Origin of the sequence: Bacillus sp. DJP31 (genome assembly GCF_049310945.1) — a bacterium.
GTDB lineage: Bacteria > Bacillota > Bacilli > Bacillales > SA4 > Bacillus_BS.
This window is the reverse complement of record NZ_JBMERO010000001.1, coordinates 334,175-351,657: the sequence shown is the minus strand read 5'-3', so window position 1 is coordinate 351,657 and position 17,483 is coordinate 334,175. Positions and strand designations below refer to the sequence as shown.

The 17,483-nt window shown below is 37.3% G+C and carries 18 protein-coding genes and 1 other annotated feature; all 18 genes read left to right on the top strand.

The window, feature by feature from the left end; all coding sequences use genetic code 11:
* The first annotated feature begins 142 nt into the window (after positions 1-142).
* Positions 143-1,267: a cell division protein FtsZ gene (ftsZ, locus tag ACOI1C_RS01790; RefSeq protein ID WP_422507375.1), complete on the top strand. Its 1,125-nt coding sequence runs from the start codon at positions 143-145 to the stop codon at positions 1,265-1,267.
* A gap of 427 nt (positions 1,268-1,694) precedes the next feature.
* On the top strand, positions 1,695-2,612 hold the full coding sequence (spoIIGA, locus tag ACOI1C_RS01785) for a sigma-E processing peptidase SpoIIGA (RefSeq protein ID WP_422507373.1): 918 nt from the start codon (positions 1,695-1,697) through the stop codon (positions 2,610-2,612).
* Positions 2,613-2,627: 15 nt separating this feature from the next.
* On the top strand, positions 2,628-3,347 hold the full coding sequence (gene sigE, locus ACOI1C_RS01780; RefSeq protein WP_422507371.1) for an RNA polymerase sporulation sigma factor SigE: 720 nt from the start codon (positions 2,628-2,630) through the stop codon (positions 3,345-3,347).
* A 236-nt stretch (positions 3,348-3,583) separates the two neighbouring features.
* On the top strand, positions 3,584-4,363 hold the full coding sequence (gene sigG, locus ACOI1C_RS01775) for an RNA polymerase sporulation sigma factor SigG (RefSeq protein WP_422507369.1): 780 nt from the start codon (positions 3,584-3,586) through the stop codon (positions 4,361-4,363).
* A 251-nt stretch (positions 4,364-4,614) separates the two neighbouring features.
* A complete protein-coding gene (locus tag ACOI1C_RS01770) occupies positions 4,615-4,881 on the top strand; it encodes a YlmC/YmxH family sporulation protein (protein WP_422507367.1) in 267 nt (88 codons plus the stop codon).
* A 128-nt stretch (positions 4,882-5,009) separates the two neighbouring features.
* Entirely contained in the window at positions 5,010-5,837 is an 828-nt protein-coding gene (pgeF, locus tag ACOI1C_RS01765) for a peptidoglycan editing factor PgeF (protein WP_422507365.1), read from the top strand.
* 6 nt (positions 5,838-5,843) lie between these two features.
* On the top strand, positions 5,844-6,512 hold the full coding sequence (locus tag ACOI1C_RS01760; RefSeq protein ID WP_422507363.1) for a YggS family pyridoxal phosphate-dependent enzyme: 669 nt from the start codon (positions 5,844-5,846) through the stop codon (positions 6,510-6,512).
* 174 nt (positions 6,513-6,686) lie between these two features.
* Complete coding sequence (locus tag ACOI1C_RS01755) at positions 6,687-7,136, top strand: cell division protein SepF (RefSeq protein WP_422507361.1); 450 nt, start codon at positions 6,687-6,689, stop codon at positions 7,134-7,136.
* Between the two features lie 2 nt (positions 7,137-7,138).
* Positions 7,139-7,408: a YggT family protein gene (locus ACOI1C_RS01750; protein WP_422507359.1), complete on the top strand. Its 270-nt coding sequence runs from the start codon at positions 7,139-7,141 to the stop codon at positions 7,406-7,408.
* Positions 7,409-7,489: 81 nt separating this feature from the next.
* Positions 7,490-8,263: an RNA-binding protein gene (locus ACOI1C_RS01745; RefSeq protein ID WP_422507357.1), complete on the top strand. Its 774-nt coding sequence runs from the start codon at positions 7,490-7,492 to the stop codon at positions 8,261-8,263.
* 97 nt (positions 8,264-8,360) lie between these two features.
* The gene (locus ACOI1C_RS01740) at positions 8,361-8,870 is read left to right on the top strand and encodes a DivIVA domain-containing protein (RefSeq protein ID WP_422507355.1); all 510 of its coding nucleotides are present in this window, start codon (positions 8,361-8,363) and stop codon (positions 8,868-8,870) included.
* 59 nt (positions 8,871-8,929) lie between these two features.
* Positions 8,930-9,184 (top strand) — a binding site (T-box leader).
* 204 nt (positions 9,185-9,388) lie between these two features.
* Positions 9,389-12,157 carry an isoleucine--tRNA ligase gene (gene ileS, locus ACOI1C_RS01735; RefSeq protein WP_422507353.1) on the top strand — a complete coding sequence of 923 codons (2,769 nt, stop codon included), beginning with the start codon at positions 9,389-9,391 and terminating at the stop codon, positions 12,155-12,157.
* Between the two features lie 228 nt (positions 12,158-12,385).
* A complete protein-coding gene (locus ACOI1C_RS01730; RefSeq protein WP_422507351.1) occupies positions 12,386-12,715 on the top strand; it encodes a TraR/DksA C4-type zinc finger protein in 330 nt (109 codons plus the stop codon).
* A 148-nt stretch (positions 12,716-12,863) separates the two neighbouring features.
* On the top strand, positions 12,864-13,352 hold the full coding sequence (lspA, locus tag ACOI1C_RS01725; RefSeq protein ID WP_422507349.1) for a signal peptidase II: 489 nt from the start codon (positions 12,864-12,866) through the stop codon (positions 13,350-13,352).
* Entirely contained in the window at positions 13,327-14,241 is a 915-nt protein-coding gene (locus tag ACOI1C_RS01720; RefSeq protein WP_422507347.1) for an RluA family pseudouridine synthase, read from the top strand. The genes lspA and ACOI1C_RS01720 overlap by 26 nt, the downstream gene beginning before the upstream one ends.
* A gap of 194 nt (positions 14,242-14,435) precedes the next feature.
* A complete protein-coding gene (gene pyrR, locus ACOI1C_RS01715; protein ID WP_422507632.1) occupies positions 14,436-14,978 on the top strand; it encodes a bifunctional pyr operon transcriptional regulator/uracil phosphoribosyltransferase PyrR in 543 nt (180 codons plus the stop codon).
* Between the two features lie 174 nt (positions 14,979-15,152).
* Complete coding sequence (locus ACOI1C_RS01710) at positions 15,153-16,463, top strand: solute carrier family 23 protein (protein WP_422507345.1); 1,311 nt, start codon at positions 15,153-15,155, stop codon at positions 16,461-16,463.
* Between the two features lie 135 nt (positions 16,464-16,598).
* Complete coding sequence (locus ACOI1C_RS01705; protein WP_422507343.1) at positions 16,599-17,480, top strand: aspartate carbamoyltransferase catalytic subunit; 882 nt, start codon at positions 16,599-16,601, stop codon at positions 17,478-17,480.
* Positions 17,481-17,483: the final 3 nt, after the last annotated feature.

Genomic DNA, 17,483 nt, shown 5'->3' with positions numbered 1-17,483 from the left:
GACAAGTCCTACCCCTGGTATTAATGACGTTAAACTAAATCGTATCAGGTGAATATCTCCGCGTAAGTACCTTTTTTCGATAAAATGGTATATTGCTAGGTAAAATGAAGTAACGGAAATTGGTAAATTAGGAGGACCTACAATGTTGGAGTTCGATACAAATTTAGATCAATTAGCTACTATAAAGGTTATTGGTGTTGGCGGCGGTGGTAATAATGCAGTTAACCGAATGATTGAGCACGGGGTTCAAGGTGTAGATTTTATTGCTGTAAATACGGATGCACAAGCTTTAAATTTGTCCAAAGCGGAAATTAAAATGCAAATCGGTGGTAAATCTACTAGAGGACTTGGAGCTGGAGCGAATCCTGAGGTTGGAAAGAAAGCTGCTGAAGAAAGCCGTGAACAGCTTGAAGAAGTTCTAAAAGGTGCAGACATGGTGTTTGTCACAGCAGGAATGGGTGGAGGTACGGGTACTGGTGCTGCACCTGTAATCGCTCAAATTGCACGTGAGATTGGAGCCTTAACTGTTGGAGTTGTGACCAGACCGTTTACTTTCGAAGGAAGAAAGCGTCAATCACAAGCTTCTGGTGGGATTGCAGCAATGAAAGAAGCAGTAGATACATTAATCGTTATTCCAAATGATCGTCTACTTGAAATTGTTGACAAAAATACTCCAATGCTTGAAGCATTCCGTGAAGCTGACAATGTACTTCGTCAGGGAGTACAAGGTATATCAGATTTAATCGCTGTTCCAGGTTTGATTAATCTTGATTTCGCAGATGTAAAGACGATTATGTCAAATAAAGGCTCTGCACTAATGGGAATTGGTGTTTCAACTGGCGAAAACCGTGCCGCAGAAGCTGCAAAAAGAGCAATCTCTAGTCCACTACTTGAAACCTCAATTCATGGTGCGCAGGGAGTATTGATGAATATAAGTGGAGGTTCAAACTTAAGCTTATATGAGGTTCAAGAAGCCGCGGATATCGTTGCATCTGCTTCTGATCAAGATGTTAACATGATATTTGGGTCTGTCATAAATGATAACTTAAAGGATGAAATTATCGTTACTGTCATCGCGACAGGATTTGAAGACAATAACAACTCAGCTGAACCAAAATCTTATCGTCCTTCCACACAAGGTAGCAAGCCTGTTACTCCAGTGACGAAACGTGAAGTTAAGCGTGATGAAGTTTCTTCTAATCAACCACAAGCTGAAGAAGCATTAGACATACCGACGTTCCTGAGAAATCGTAACCGTCGTCGATAATACTAGTTAAAAAAGTCAGTAGGGAACTTCCTACTGACTTTTTTTATATTTCTTTCCAAGAATTATAAAGTTTTACATATTTGAATACAGAAAAATAAGCCATTAACCCGATCCATAATGTTGGCTTAATGAAACATGACTTCTTTCTAACGAGAGATTTTAATATATTTAGGAAAAAAATAAAAATACGTAACTAGTCTGAATTTAAATAAAAAAACTCACTATTTTAAAAACTATAGATTGCCAAAGGAGTTTCAAAAAAAGCTCCTTCTTTTAAGAATGTTTGACAAAATAGGTCTAAATATTTCAAAATTTCTACGCTCTTGTCGGCATAAACTGACAGACTTCCAACTAGAATGAATATATACTAGATTTTACAAAGGAAATAAATGAGCTGTTTCATAGATTAATGAAAGGTTGTGCTAGCTTGACAGTATATTTAGATGCGATCTGGTTATTGAACTTTTGTATTGACGCATCCTTGCTGCTGTTAACAGCCATTATCCTTAAACGGAGAATACAAAAAGTCCGACTACTACTTAGTGCATTAATTGGATCAACCATTGTCCTGTTTATGCTAACGCCTTATTTTTCAGTTGTCAGCCATCCTTTTAGCAAGCTGTTATTCTCAGTTGTCATGGTATTGGTCGCATTCGGATTTAAGAGACCTCGCTATTTTGTCCAAACTTTACTAACTTTTTACTTTGCGACGTTTATTCTGGGGGGAGGTATGATTGGTGTACACTATTTTTTAAGCTCCGATATCGAGGTAGTAAATGGAGTGGTTGCAACTAAATCTACAGGTTTCGGGAGTCCTATTAGCTGGACATTCGTTGTAATAGGTTTCCCGGTTCTTTGGTACTTTTCAAAAGCTAGATTAGAAGATATGGAACTTAAGCATATTCAATATGAGCAATTTGTAGAGGTCTCCATTTCCATAGATGACCAAACACTCAATATAAAGGGATTAGTTGATAGTGGAAACCAATTATATGACCCCATTACAAAGTCTCCAGTTATGATACTAGATGTTAGTCGAGCTAAGGGATTTTTACCACCTGAAATAATTGAAAAAACAGAAGGTTTTGATTCATTTACTGATGTTAGCTCCCATCATCCGTGGGAGAGTCGATTACGAATTGTCCCATATCGTGGGGTAGGGCAGCAACATGAGTTTTTGGTTGCAATAAAACCAGATTTGGTGTCCATTTCACAAAACGACGAAGTCACACATGTCAAGAAGGTACTAATCGGTTTAAGTAAATCAACCCTATCATCAGATGATGAATTCGACTGTATTATTCATCCGAAAATGCTTGTGCAATCTTCTATACAATCTGCTTAAAGAGGAGGACAATTCATGCGACATTGGAAAATTCATTTAACCTTATGGTGGTATAAAGTTCTTATAAAGTTGGGCTTAAAAACGGATGAAATCTATTATATTGGTGGAAGTGAGGCGTTGCCACCACCACTTTCAAAAGACGAGGAAGAAGTATTATTACAGAAACTTCCGCTTGGGGATAAAGCTACTAGATCGATTTTAATTGAACGAAACTTGCGTTTAGTTGTGTATATTGCAAGAAAGTTCGAGAATACAGGGATTAATATTGAAGATTTAATTAGTATTGGAACGATTGGCCTAATAAAAGCTGTAAATACTTTCAATCCTGAAAAGAAGATTAAGTTGGCTACATATGCTTCACGATGTATTGAAAATGAAATTCTAATGTACTTACGTCGAAATAATAAAATTCGATCAGAAGTCTCATTCGACGAGCCATTAAATATTGATTGGGATGGAAATGAATTGCTTTTATCTGATGTACTAGGAACTGAAGATGATATTATTACAAAGGATTTAGAAGCAAATGTTGAAAAAAAATTATTGATCAAAGCATTACATCAATTAAATGATCGCGAGAAACAGATTATGGAGCTGCGCTTCGGACTTATAGGTGGCGAGGAGAAGACACAAAAGGATGTTGCAGATATGTTAGGGATTTCTCAATCCTATATCTCACGGTTAGAAAAACGAATAATAAAAAGGCTGAGAAAAGAATTTAATAAAATGGTGTGAGTTGGAGAATATTCTGAGAATTATGGGTCATGGATAAAACAAGTTTCTATATTGATTTTTTAAAAATATTTTAAAGAATTCATAAAGAAATTTTCAGGACAAAGAATAAGGAATATCAGGCATTTTAGATATTTTTATGATTAATGAGCGGGTCAACTCCTGTTAGCTTGTGCATAAATTTCCCTTCAAAGGAGATACTTTACTTTGTACAGCAGCTCCTGACAGGAGGGAAAGAATTGACTCGAAATAAAGTAGAAATCTGCGGCGTGGATACTTCTAAACTTCCAGTATTAAAAAATGATGTGATGAGAGTGCTTTTCAAGGAAATGCAGAGTGGGGACCTTTACGCTAGAGAAAAACTAGTAAACGGAAACTTGCGACTTGTATTAAGCGTCATCCAAAGATTCAACAATAGAGGAGAATTTGTTGATGATTTGTTTCAGGTAGGCTGTATCGGTCTGATGAAATCCATTGATAATTTCGACTTAGGACAGAATGTGAAATTTTCAACATATGCAGTGCCCATGATTATTGGGGAAATTAGACGATACTTACGTGACAATAACCCAATCCGTGTTTCAAGATCATTAAGAGATATTGCTTATAAGGCTTTGCAAGTAAGAGAAAGATTAATGAGTGAGGTTTCTAGAGAGCCCTCAGCAGAAGAAATCGCTAAAGAACTAGGAGTACCTCATGAAGAAATTGTTTTTGCTTTAGATGCGATTCAGGATCCAGTTTCGTTATTCGAACCCATTTATAATGATGGTGGAGATCCGATTTATGTAATGGATCAATTAAGTGATGAGAAAAATAGAGACATCCAATGGATTGAAGAATTAGCATTAAAAGAGGGAATGAGACGCTTAAACGACCGAGAGAAGCTCATTCTTAGAAAAAGATTCTTTCAAGGTAAAACCCAAATGGAGGTCGCTGAGGAAATTGGTATTTCCCAAGCACAAGTCTCTCGCTTAGAAAAAGCTGCGATTAGACAAATGAATAAAAATATCCAATCGTAAGAACTGTCATAGGGCAGTTCTTTTTTTATGTTTTCTTTTAAGCATGATTAGGATTCCTTGTATCATATATATTTATAAGCGGAATTATTTCCACTCACCACATAAATATAATCATAAACATAGAACCCGAATCATAAAGACAAAAAAGCAAAATTTAAAAGTCAACGTAATACATTTTCAGAGCAGATGGATAAATGAGTTGGAAGTAGTACCTTTTTAAGAGATACAAGTAGAAAGGAATGATGTAAGTTATGGTTAAAATTTCAGAGTTTCAAATTAAGGATGTTGTTAATGTTGCAGATGGAAAAAAATTAGGGAATATTGGAGATCTTGAAATTAATACGACAACTGGAAAAATTGATTCTATAATTATCTCTTCAGGAGGTAAGATGTTTGGATTATTTGGGAAAGATGAAGAGGTTATGATTCCGTGGAGAAATATTGTTAAGATTGGAACAGATGTTATTTTGGTCCGTTTCTATCAAACATCAGAAGAGTATAAGGAGACTATTAATTAGCAATAAAAATGTATTTCCCGTTTTTTCGTCATTTATGATAAAATAGTGTCGAAGGTATTATTTTCCTCTATGTAAGGCCTATAGAGAAGTTCATTACAAACAAACGATAAAGCTAAAGGAGATTTTTTTTGATGGAGCCTTTCCAACTAATTCAAGATGAGATCGTACTTATATCTGAATGGAAAAAGCTATATCCCCACTTGACTGCTGGTTTTACGACAAAAAACGGTGGATACAGTAAGGAACCATTTGAATCGTTTAATTTAGGCTTACATGTAAATGATTTGGACGAACACGTTCATCAAAATAGAGTGAAACTTTCAGAGATTATTGGGTTCTCAACCTCCGAGTGGGTTTGCTCAGAGCAGGTACATGAGTCTGAAATCAAGAGGGTATCTACTCGTGAAGTTGGAAAAGGTGTATTTACGTATAGAGACGGGATCCCTCTTACAGATGGGATCTATACGGATGATCCTTCAATTTTGTTAACATCCTGCTATGCGGATTGTGTTCCCTTGTTTTTTTTCGCACCAGGAAAAAAACTGATAGGATTAGCACATGCTGGTTGGAGGGGAACGGTGCAATGCATTGCAATTAAGATGGTTGAGCGATGGAATCAAGTAGAGGGGGTATCTCCTAAGGATATTCTTGTCTCAATAGGTCCTTCTATCCGTGATTGCTGCTATATCGTAGATGATCACGTGATACAAGAGGTTAAAAGGATATTAGATTCATCATCTGAAAAGAAGCCATTCAAAGAAGTATCATTAGGTCAATACTCTTTGAATTTACCATTGTTAAATAAACAGCTGCTAAGAAATGCTGGAATTGAAGAAGAGCATATTCTAAGCTCATCCTTTTGTACCTCTTGCGAAGAAAAACTGTTTTTTTCACATCGCAGAGATCAAGGAAGTACCGGACGTATGATGAGTTTTATTGGGTACAAGGAGGATTGAAATTCTTTGTCAGTAAAAGAAAACCTAGCTCAAATTCAACATAGAATACATGAAGTATGCCAGATTACAGGTCGAAATCCTGATGAGATTACTATTGTTGCAGTGACAAAATATGTTACTATTGATTTAGCTGGGAAAGCCATTGAAGCTGGGATTAAACATATTGGTGAGAATCGAGACGTTGGTTTGCTTGAAAAGAAGCATTCGCTTGGAACTGGGCCAACCTGGCACTATATTGGATCCCTTCAAACAAGAAAAACAAAAGATATTATTAATGAAATTGACTACATACATTCTCTGGATCGGATTTCTTTAGCAAAAGAGATTAATAAGCGTTCTTCAAAAATAGTAAATTGTTTTGTCCAAGTAAATACATCCGGAGAAGGAACGAAGCATGGTCTTGCTCCGGATGAAACAATTAAGTTTATTAAAGAACTGAGTACCTTTAATAATTTAAGAGTTGTAGGGCTTATGACGATGGCCCCTTTTACAGAAGATAAGGTGGCCGTTAGACAATGTTTCAAATCGCTTAAAGAACTAAGAAATGATGTACAAGCATTACAACTTCCATATGCTCCATGTACAGAGCTTTCAATGGGAATGTCAAACGATTATGAAATTGCGATAGAAGAGGGAGCAACATTTCTTCGCATAGGTTCTTCACTGTTCGAGTAACAACCGGCGCACTTTCAGTATTTTAACTTGTTGTGTCTAGCTTCATTGCCCATACCGCCTTAGGTCAAATAACCTAACGCCAGAAAGGCAAAGAACGCCTTTCTGGCGTTAGAACATTTGTTATTTCTGAGTCTAAGCGGGGTACTTCAGCATTTCTAATTAGGAGGTATATATATGACTATGAAGTCAAAGCTCAAGAATTTTTTTGCCTTAGATGAAGAATTTGAATACGATGAGCATGAACGTGAAATAGAAGAGGAAGAGTTTCCGATATCTCGTTCTGCTAAGCATCAGGTGAGTGGGAAACAAAATGTGGTAAATCTTCAGAGTGTTCCAAAATCCACGTCTAAGATGATCTTATTTGAACCAAAATCCTACTCTGAAGCACAGGGAATTGCAGATCATTTGAAGAACAGACGTTCAGTGGTTATAAATTTACAAAGAATTTCACGTGATCAAGCACTTCGAATTGTTGATTTTTTAAGTGGCACGGTTTACGCAGTTGGAGGAGATATCCAAAAAATTGGTTTGAATATCTTTTTATGTACACCTGATAATGTAGATGTTTCTGGAAACATTTCTGAAACTCTCCATGATGAAGAATTATCTGAAAAGGGGTGGTAAGTATGGAGGCAATTTTAGGAATATTGTTATTGGCAATTCGGTTCTATACGTATGCATTAATTGTTTATATTCTATTATCATGGTTTCCGAATGCTAGGGAAAGTGGCTTTGGAAAATTATTAGCTAGAATTTGTGAGCCTTATTTAGAACCATTTAAACGCATTATCCCACCATTAGGCATGATAGATATTTCACCAATTGTTGCGATCTTCTTATTGAATTTCGCAAGTATAGGTTTAACAGCATTATTTGGAATGTTAGGACTAACTTGAGGGAAAGGGAATCTATTGAATTGGATTCCCTTTCTTTTCGCATTTTAGTTGCTATGAGAGCCGTGAATGAGGAGAATTTTTATGTCGATTTATCAGCACTTCAGGCCAGAAGAACATGCTTTTATTGATCAAGTTCTAAAATGGAAGGAATCTGTGCGCTCTACTTTTGTTCCAAGGCTGACAGATTTCCTGGATCCAAGAGAACAAAAAATAATAAAAAGCATAATTGGTGAAGATACCGAAATTACCATTTCCTTTTTTGGAGGAGCAACACAAGTAGAGCGTAAGCGTGCGTTGCTTTTTCCAGATTACTATGTGCCTTTAGAAACTGATTACCAAGTTCAGTTTTTTGAAGTACAGTATCCTCATAAATTTGTAACAATTGAGCACCCCCAAGTATTAGGTTCGTTAATGTCTCTTGGCTTAAAACGTTCGAAATTCGGGGATATCTTAAAAAAAGAAGAAACGATTCAGCTTATGGTTGCAAAAGAAATCTCTGACTTCATTTTGCTTAATCTACAATCTATAGGCCGTGCAAAGATAACATTAGTTGAAAAAGAGGCCAATGAGATGATAAAGGTTATTGATGAATGGAGAGAAGAGGCGTTTACGGTTTCTTCGATGAGGCTAGATGTCGTGGTTGCAGAAGCCTACAATCTTTCTAGATCGAAAGCAGCTCCTTTAATCAAGGGAGGGGTTGTCAAGGTGAACTGGAGGCAAGTCGAAGAGGTATCTTTTGAATGTAAAGAAGGAGACGTGATTTCTGTGAGAGGTCATGGAAGATGCAAGATTATCGAGATAGAAGGACAAACAAAAAGGGAAAAATGGAGAATAAAAGTTGGGAAAGTAAAATAATAATTAAAATTTTTTCACTTTTTAGAAGGAATCTAGCCTAAATTTGTCGAATTAAGAGGTTAATTGTAATTAAGAGAATTATGTGGAGGTGGCCAGCGTGCCTTTAACACCATTGGATATTCATAATAAAGAATTTTCTAGAGGATTTCGTGGGTATGATGAAGATGAAGTAAATGAGTTTTTAGATCAAGTGATTAAAGATTATGAATTAGTCATCCGTGATAAGAAGGAATTAGAGGAAAAAGCAATTGAGCTAAAAGAAAAGCTAGGATACTTCTCTAATATTGAAGAAACTTTAAATAAATCGATTTTAATAGCCCAAGAAACGGCTGAAGATGTAAAAAGGAATGCTACAAAGGAAGCCAAATTAATCGTAAAAGAAGCAGAGAAAAATGCTGATCGTATTATTAACGAATCCTTAACTAAAGCAAGAAAAATTACATTTGAAATTGATGATTTGAAAAAACAATCCAAAATTTTCCGCAATCGATTTAGAATGTTAATCCAAGCTCAACTTGAGTTAATTGATAATGATGATTGGGATCATCTCATGGAATTGAATAAAGAAATTAAAGTTCCGAATTTAGATGGAGATTCGAACGAATAAAATCTTGACGGATATGAATTTTTTACATATAATTCATTAACAACCAAAGATAAAATAAATGTATGACCATGATAGGGACAGTATCTCTTTTATAAAAACTGCACTAGCGAACCGGGGACAGTGAAAGCTCGGTACAGTATTAAAGAGTGAAAATCACCCTTGAGTTCCATGCTGAAATAGTAGTAGGCTATGGCGTTTCATTCACGTTACGAATTTCAAGTGGACTTATTAAAGCTAGTTACTAACATACTCATTTTCAATAAGTATGTTTTAAGTCTATAAGGGTGGTACCGCGAGACCTTCTCGTCCCTTTGGGGATAGAGGTCTTTTTTTGTTTTAATCTAGCTCCAGCGCTTATCCCTCTCGAGGTCAAATAACCTGAAGAATAGAAAAGGGAAAAACACTCTTTTTTCTTCAGAACATTTGCTTTTCAAGTCTAACCAGGGCGCTTACGCTTTTTGTTTTACTTACTAGTAGTTTTGGACATGCTGAAAATGAAGAAAACTGGAGGAATTTTGATGGAATATAAAGATACGTTACTAATGCCAAAAACAGAGTTTCCTATGCGAGGAAACCTCCCAAACAAAGAGCCAGAAATTCAGTCGAAATGGTCTGAGATGAGCATATATGAAAAAGTTCAAGAGCGTACAAAGGACCGACCTTTATATGTTTTACATGATGGGCCTCCATATGCCAACGGTGACCTTCATATGGGCCATGCCTTAAACAAGGTACTAAAAGATTTTATCGTCCGTTATAAGTCAATGAGTGGATATAACGCTCCTTATGTACCAGGTTGGGATACTCATGGTCTTCCAATCGAAACGGCTCTAACTAAAAATAAAAAGGTGAACCGTAAAGAACTTTCTATTGCGGAGTTTAGAAAGCTATGCGAGGAATATGCATACGGTCAAATCAATAGTCAGCGTGAACAATTTATGCGATTAGGAGTACGTGGAGACTGGTTTAATCCTTATATTACGTTGGATCCTGCGTACGAAGCACAGCAAATTAAAGTGTTTGGTGAGATGGCGAAAAAAGGCTATATCTACAAAGGTCTAAAACCTGTTTATTGGTCTCCCTCAAGTGAGTCAGCTTTAGCAGAAGCAGAGATTGAGTATCAAGATAAACGATCTCCATCTATTTATGTTGCATTTGATGTGAAGGATGGAAAAGGAGTATTAGCAGGGGATGAGAAATTAATCATCTGGACAACGACTCCATGGACAATTCCAGCAAACCTAGGAATTTCCTTACACCCAGAATTAGATTACAGTATCGTTAAAGTTGACCAGACGAGCTATGTGGTTGCCTCTGCACTTCTAGAAGAAGTGACAAAGGTGCTAGAATGGGAACATCCTGAGACTGTAAAAACTGTAAAAGGAATCGAACTAGAGGGTGTGATTACGAAGCATCCATTGTACGACCGTGACTCTCTCGTTATGGTAGGGGAACATGTAACGACAGAAGCTGGTACTGGTTGTGTACATACAGCACCAGGTCATGGGGAAGAAGATTTTATAGTGGGTCAAAAATATAACTTGGATGTACTTTGTCCTGTCGATGAGAAGGGTTATATGACCTCAGAGGCTCCTGGATTTGAAGGGATTTTCTATGAGGAGGCAAATAAGGCGATAACAGAGAAGCTTCAAGAGTCTGGTGCTCTTTTGAAACTAAGCTTTATTACTCATTCATACCCACATGATTGGCGTACGAAAAAGCCGACCATTTTCCGTGCAACAGCTCAGTGGTTTGCTTCTATTAAAGACTTCCGTCAAGAATTATTACAGGCAATCCAAGATACCAAATGGGTACCTTCATGGGGAGAAACACGCCTCTTCAATATGGTCCGTGACCGTGGAGATTGGTGTATATCCCGTCAACGTGTATGGGGCGTTCCTATTCCTGTTTTTTACGGTGAAAATGGAGAGCCAATTATTACAGACGAGACGATTGATCATGTATCAAGCTTATTTAGAGAGCACGGATCCAACATATGGTTTGAACGTGAAGCAGTTGACTTACTTCCAAAAGGTTTTTCTCATGCTTCTAGTCCGAATGGTCAATTCACGAAAGAAAAAGATATCATGGACGTTTGGTTTGACTCTGGTTCCTCACATCAGGCAGTATTAGAGGAGCGTTCAGACTTAAAACGTCCAGCTGACTTATATTTAGAAGGTTCAGATCAATATAGAGGATGGTTTAATTCATCTTTATCAACAAGCGTAGCTGTTACAGGTAAGGCAGCATATAAGGCAGTGCTTAGTCATGGATTTGCTCTAGATGAGCAAGGAAGAAAGATGAGTAAGTCCATTGGAAATGTCATTGTACCAAGCAAAGTAACGAATCAATATGGTGCAGATATTTTACGATTATGGATCGCATCCGTTGATTTTCAATCAGATGTACGTGTTTCAGATAATAGTTTCAAGCAAGTATCTGAAGTCTATCGAAAGGTTCGTAACACGTTCCGCTTTCTGCTAGGGAACCTTGCTGATTTTGACCAAATGACAAATGCAGTTAGCAATGAAAATTTACGTGAAGTCGATTTATACATGCTCGTAAAGTTGAATAAACTGATTGATAAAGTTAAAAAATCTTATGAATTATATGATTTCGCAGGGATTTATCATTCTATTCATAATTTCTGTACAATGGAATTAAGCTCATTTTATTTAGATTTTGCTAAGGACATCTTATACATTGAGTCTGAAAATCATCATGATCGCCGATGCATTCAAACGGTATTGTATGAGTCCCTCTTAACTTTAACAAAACTTGTTGCACCCATTCTTCCTCATACAGCAGACGAGGTTTGGCCTTATATCCCAGGAATGGCAGAAGCAAGTGTTCAGCTAGTAGATATGCCTGAGGCAGGAATAATTGCTCAAAGTGATGAGTTAGAGAAGAAATGGGATCATTTTATGCTGCTACGAGATGATGTATTAAAAGCATTAGAAATAGCTCGTAATGTGAAAATCATTGGAAAATCGCTCACAGCAAGTGTTACACTATTTACTTCAGTAAAAGTGGATGCTTTGTTACAATCCATTCATGAGGATTTAAAACAATTATTTATTGTTTCAAACGTTGAGATTGGTGGCTCTGTGGAGAATGCACCTGGGACTGCACATAAGTTTGAGGATGTATCTATTGTCATTACAGCAGCAGAAGGTGAAACATGTGAACGGTGTTGGATCGTTACTCCAACAGTTGGCCAAGATGTAGACCATCTAACACTGTGTACTCGATGTGCGGAAGTCATAAAAACTAGCTATACAGAATAAGTTTAAAGAGGCTAACCTTGACGATATGTTAAAGGATTAGCCTCTTGATTTGTTTATTGGGATATTTTAATTTTATTGTAAAATTAGGTCAATTTTGACGGGCTAAAGGGCAATCTTGTTATCGTATCTTTTGAAAGAAAGGAAAAAGTTGTTGCTTCTAATTTCTTGCCTGAGGGTTACACTAACTGTTAAGTAGCACAGTGAATACCATTCAAGAGGAGGCGTCCGATGAACAACGACTTTACGGAACTTTATTCTGAACTTCTTCTGATCAAAATGGAGCTTGAAAGTAGTCTACTTAAAGGTAAAGAAAACTTTAGTCAAGAACTTGCTAATGAACCCCTTTTTCAGTCCACTCCAAATGAAAAAAAAATTATGATCCAAAAACACATCCAAGATGATTTAGTTGATGTTAATCATGCCTTATATAAAATCGAATTTGGTTTTTATGGAATTTGTGAAGACACTGGCGAACGGATTCCTATTGATAAATTAAAAACCATTCCGACGGCAAGAAGCATTCATGATTTTAGATATAAAGAGCTAGTGAGAATATGACAATGAAGGGGCGCACTATATTTGCGTCTTTTATTTTGTTTTTTTCGTTGGATTTAACAAAATAGGAATGTTTTTTGGTTTAATTGTCTGTTTTGTCCATAATGTGATAAAATCAGTAAGTATCTTATAGGAATCGGGGGAATTAGTGTTGGTCTATTATGTTATCGCACTAATGGTTATTTTATTAGATCAAGGAACGAAATGGTTAGTTGTTACAAAAATGGAACGTGGAGAGAGCATTCCACTCATTACGGACTTCCTCTATCTAACTTCACACCGGAATACAGGGGCAGCTTGGGGGATTCTAGAAGGTCAAATGTGGTTTTTCTATATTGTGACAACAGCGGTGGTAATTGGGATCGTTGTCTTTATCCAACGATTGAAGGCGCATGAAAAATTAATAGGCTGGTCTCTTAGTCTCATGCTAGGTGGAGCAATTGGAAATTTTATAGACCGTTTATTTCGTAAAGAAGTCGTAGACTTTATAAATACATTCATTTTCACATATGATTTTCCGATTTTTAATGTGGCAGATTCAGCTTTAGTAATCGGGGTAGGGCTTTTCTTCATTCATACTTTATTAGAAGGAAAGCAAGAAAAGGAGAAACAGCATGGAACAGGTAAACTACACAATTAACAAAGAACAACATTTAGAAAGACTTGATAAATTACTTACTGGGATCGATGACGACTGGACACGCTCTCAAGTCCAGCATTGGATTAAAGATGAGTTTGTAACAGTGAACGGATTAGCTGCAAAAGGAAACTATAAATGTAAGACAGGGGATGAAATTATCATTACCATCCCTGATCCAGTTTCTCTCGATGTGGATCCCGAGGAAATGAATCTTGAATACTACTACGAGGATTCAGATGTGCTCGTTGTAAATAAGCCAAGAGGAATGGTTGTGCATCCAGCACCTGGACATAGTTCGGGTACGTTAGTGAACGGTTTAATGGCACACTGTAATGATTTATCTGGGATTAATGGAGTGATGAGACCAGGAATTGTCCACCGGATCGATAAGGATACTTCAGGGCTATTAATGGTTGCAAAAAATGATATCGCACATGTGTCATTAGTTAATCAACTTGTCAAGAAGACGGTGACAAGACGATACAAAGCGGTTGTTCATGGTGTCATTCCACACGATAAAGGAACGATTGATGCCCCAATTGGTCGTGATGAAAAAGACAGACAAAGTATGACTGTAACGGAAAAGAATAGCAAGGATGCGGTTACTCATTTCCAAGTACTAGAGCGGTTTAAGGACTTCACTTTTGTGGAGTGTCAATTAGAAACAGGTAGAACACATCAAATTCGTGTTCATATGAAATATATTGGCTATCCTTTAGCTGGTGATCCGAAATACGGTCCGAAAAAGACAATTGAATTAGAAGGACAAGCTCTTCATGCAGGGGTACTCGGCTTTGATCATCCAAGAACAGGGGAATACATTGAGTTTGAAGCCCCATTACCACCAGAATTTGAAGCAGTATTGGACTTGCTTCGAAAAAGAAGTTGACAAAATTCGACCTCACTGACATAATAAGTTTAATAACAAATGGCCCTTTAACACAGTCCCGTGAGGCTGAGAAGGAAACGGAGTAAGTGCTTAAGATACTTGTATCTTATTTGCACTACAAATCTATCCTCTCACTACGGTGAGAGGATTTTTTACTTCCTATGGGTACAAAAGTGTATGGTGAGGTGAGAAATTTGTCACAAAAAGCAATCGTTCTTGACGAACAGGCGATCAGACGTGCATTAACAAGGATAGCCCATGAAATCATTGAACATAATAAAGGGATTGAGAATTGTGTTATTGTAGGGATTAAGACACGTGGTATTTACTTAGCAAAACGGTTAGCGGATCGTATTGAACAAATTGAAGGGAAATCCATTCCAGTTGGTGAAGTTGATATTACGCTCTACCGAGATGATTTAACAAAGAAAACTGAAGATCATGAGCCATTAGTTAAGGGTTCAAATGTACCAGTCGATATTACGAACCAAAAAGTGATCCTAGTAGACGATGTTCTTTTTACAGGCAGAACAGTCCGCGCAGGAATGGATGCATTAATGGATATGGGTAGACCTGCACTTATCCAACTTGCTGTTCTAGTAGACAGAGGGCATCGCGAGCTTCCAATCCGAGCAGATTTTGTCGGAAAAAATATTCCTACCTCAAGTTCAGAAAAAATAGAAGTAGAACTACAAGAAGTTGATGGGATCGAACAAGTGACCATCCATGATTTATAAATTATACACCCTTTTAAGTTTAGTCCAGAGAGACTAGCAAAGGGTAGACGTATACTTACACATTTGTGAGTATTCTCTGCCTCTTTGCGATCATGCAAAGAGGTTTTGTTATTCTTAGGATAATTTTAAAAAAATAGAGAACTAATAATGTAGGTATATATAGGGGGAAAACACATGAAATCCAAAAATGATATGATCTTAGACATTCACGAAAAACCAACACCGCTTAATTGGTTCTCACTTAGCTTTCAGCACTTATTCGCTATGTTTGGCGCAACCGTATTAGTACCATTTTTGACAGGCTTAAGCCCAGCCGTTGCTTTAATCTCAAGTGGTCTTGGAACATTAGCTTTCTTACTCATAACAAAGGGTCAAGTACCTGCATATTTAGGCTCATCTTTTGCCTTTATTGCACCAATCATAGCTGCTCAAGCTTTGGGTGGTCCTGAAGCTGCTATGCTAGGAAGCTTCCTAGCAGGTATCGTATACGGTATTGTCGCACTGATTATTAAAGCGGTAGGTCATAAATGGTTATTGCGTCTATTACCACCTGTCGTTGTTGGTCCCGTCATCATCGTCATCGGATTAGGTCTTGCAGGGGTGGCAGTCAATATGGCCATGCTTGAAAATCCAAGTGATAGTTCAACATACAGCTTAGTACACTTCTCTGCCGCACTAGTTACTTTATTACTCACGATCATGTTCTCAGTTTTCTTGAAAAAAGGATTCTTTAGTCTAATTCCAATCCTATTAGGGATTGTAGGCGGTTATATCTACTCATTCTTTGTTGGATTAGTGAATTTTACAGGAGTGATGGAAGCTAAGTGGTTTCAAATGCCTGAGTTCGTAACATTTTATACAGAGGTAGACTTTTCAATGAATATCGTTTATCTTATGGTGCCTGTTGCAATCGTGACATTATCTGAACATATTGGACACCAAATGGTACTAAGTAAGGTTGTTCATCGCGATTTAATTAAGAAGCCTGGCTTACATCGCTCCATTATGGGAGATGGTGCAGCGACCATCATCGCTTCCTTAATCGGTGGTCCGCCAAATACAACGTACGGTGAAAATATTGGTGTATTAGCGATAACAAGAGTATATAGTGTATACGTTATTGCTGGTGCCGCGATATTTGCAATAGTATTTGGTTTCATTGGTAAAATTAGTGCCCTTATAAGCTCGATTCCAACTCCAGTAATGGGAGGGGTATCCATCCTACTGTTTGGTATTATCGCTTCATCTGGTCTTCGAATGATGATCGATTCAAAGGTAGACCTTGGAAACAACCGAAACCTGATTATATCTTCTGTTATTCTGGTTATCGGTATCGGAGGAGCTATCATTAAAGTATCCGAACACTTTGAACTACACGGCATGGCTTTAGCTGCCATTTTAGGAATACTTTTAAATGTCATATTGCCTGGTAGAGATGAAGTGTCAGGTGACTTGTATGACGCAAAGGATCAGCTAACTGAATAATTCACCTTTTAACTAAAGTCCAGAGAGACTTAGAAGGGTGTGTCGGGAGAGTGCTTTTTAGTTTCCTCTTCTGACTTCTCACACCCTTTTCAACAGTCAAAAGGGTGTTTTTTTTCAAAAAAGGAGGAGAATCGATTGAAGCATTTATTGAAAATGAGTGATTTATCGGTTTCAGAGATCTTTCAAGTCCTAGACGTGGCTAAAGGATTTGAACAAGGAGAAGCGTGGAAAAGTGAAAAAGAAAACTTTGTAGCCAATTTATTCTTTGAACCGAGTACACGAACACGCTTCAGCTTTGAAGTAGCAGAAAAAAGACTTGGTCTACAAGTAGTGAATTTTGAGTCAGAAAACTCTAGTGTTCTAAAAGGGGAGACTCTTTATGACACGGTGAAGACATTTGAAGCCATTGGAATGGATGCTCTAGTGATCAGGCATACAATGGACAATTATTTTGAAGAGCTTATCCCTCATATCAACATTCCTATCCTTAATGCTGGTGATGGTTGTGGACATCATCCAACACAATCCTTACTTGATCTATATACAATCCAACAGGAGTTTCAAAAATTTAATGATTTAAATGTTGTGATTGTTGGAGACATCAGGCATAGCCGAGTGGCGCGTTCGAACGCGGATGTTTTGAAAAGATTAGGCGCAAACGTCTTTTTCTCTGGTCCTAAGAACTGGCACGATGAAGAAAACTCGAATGGTACTTATCTAGATATAAACGAAGCCATAAAACTAGCTGATGTTGTGATGCTTTTACGAATTCAACATGAAAGACATGGAGAAAAAATGGGATGGTCGCCATCTGATTATCATGGTTTATACGGTTTAACACTTGAAAGAGAGAGAAACATGAGGACAGACAGTATTATCATGCACCCTGCACCTTTTAATAGAAATGTAGAAATTGCCGATGGCTTAGTAGAGTGTGAGCGCTCGAGAATTTTTAAACAGATGAAGAATGGTGTGTATATAAGGATGGCCGTGCTTAAACGTGCATTACAAAATTAAGGG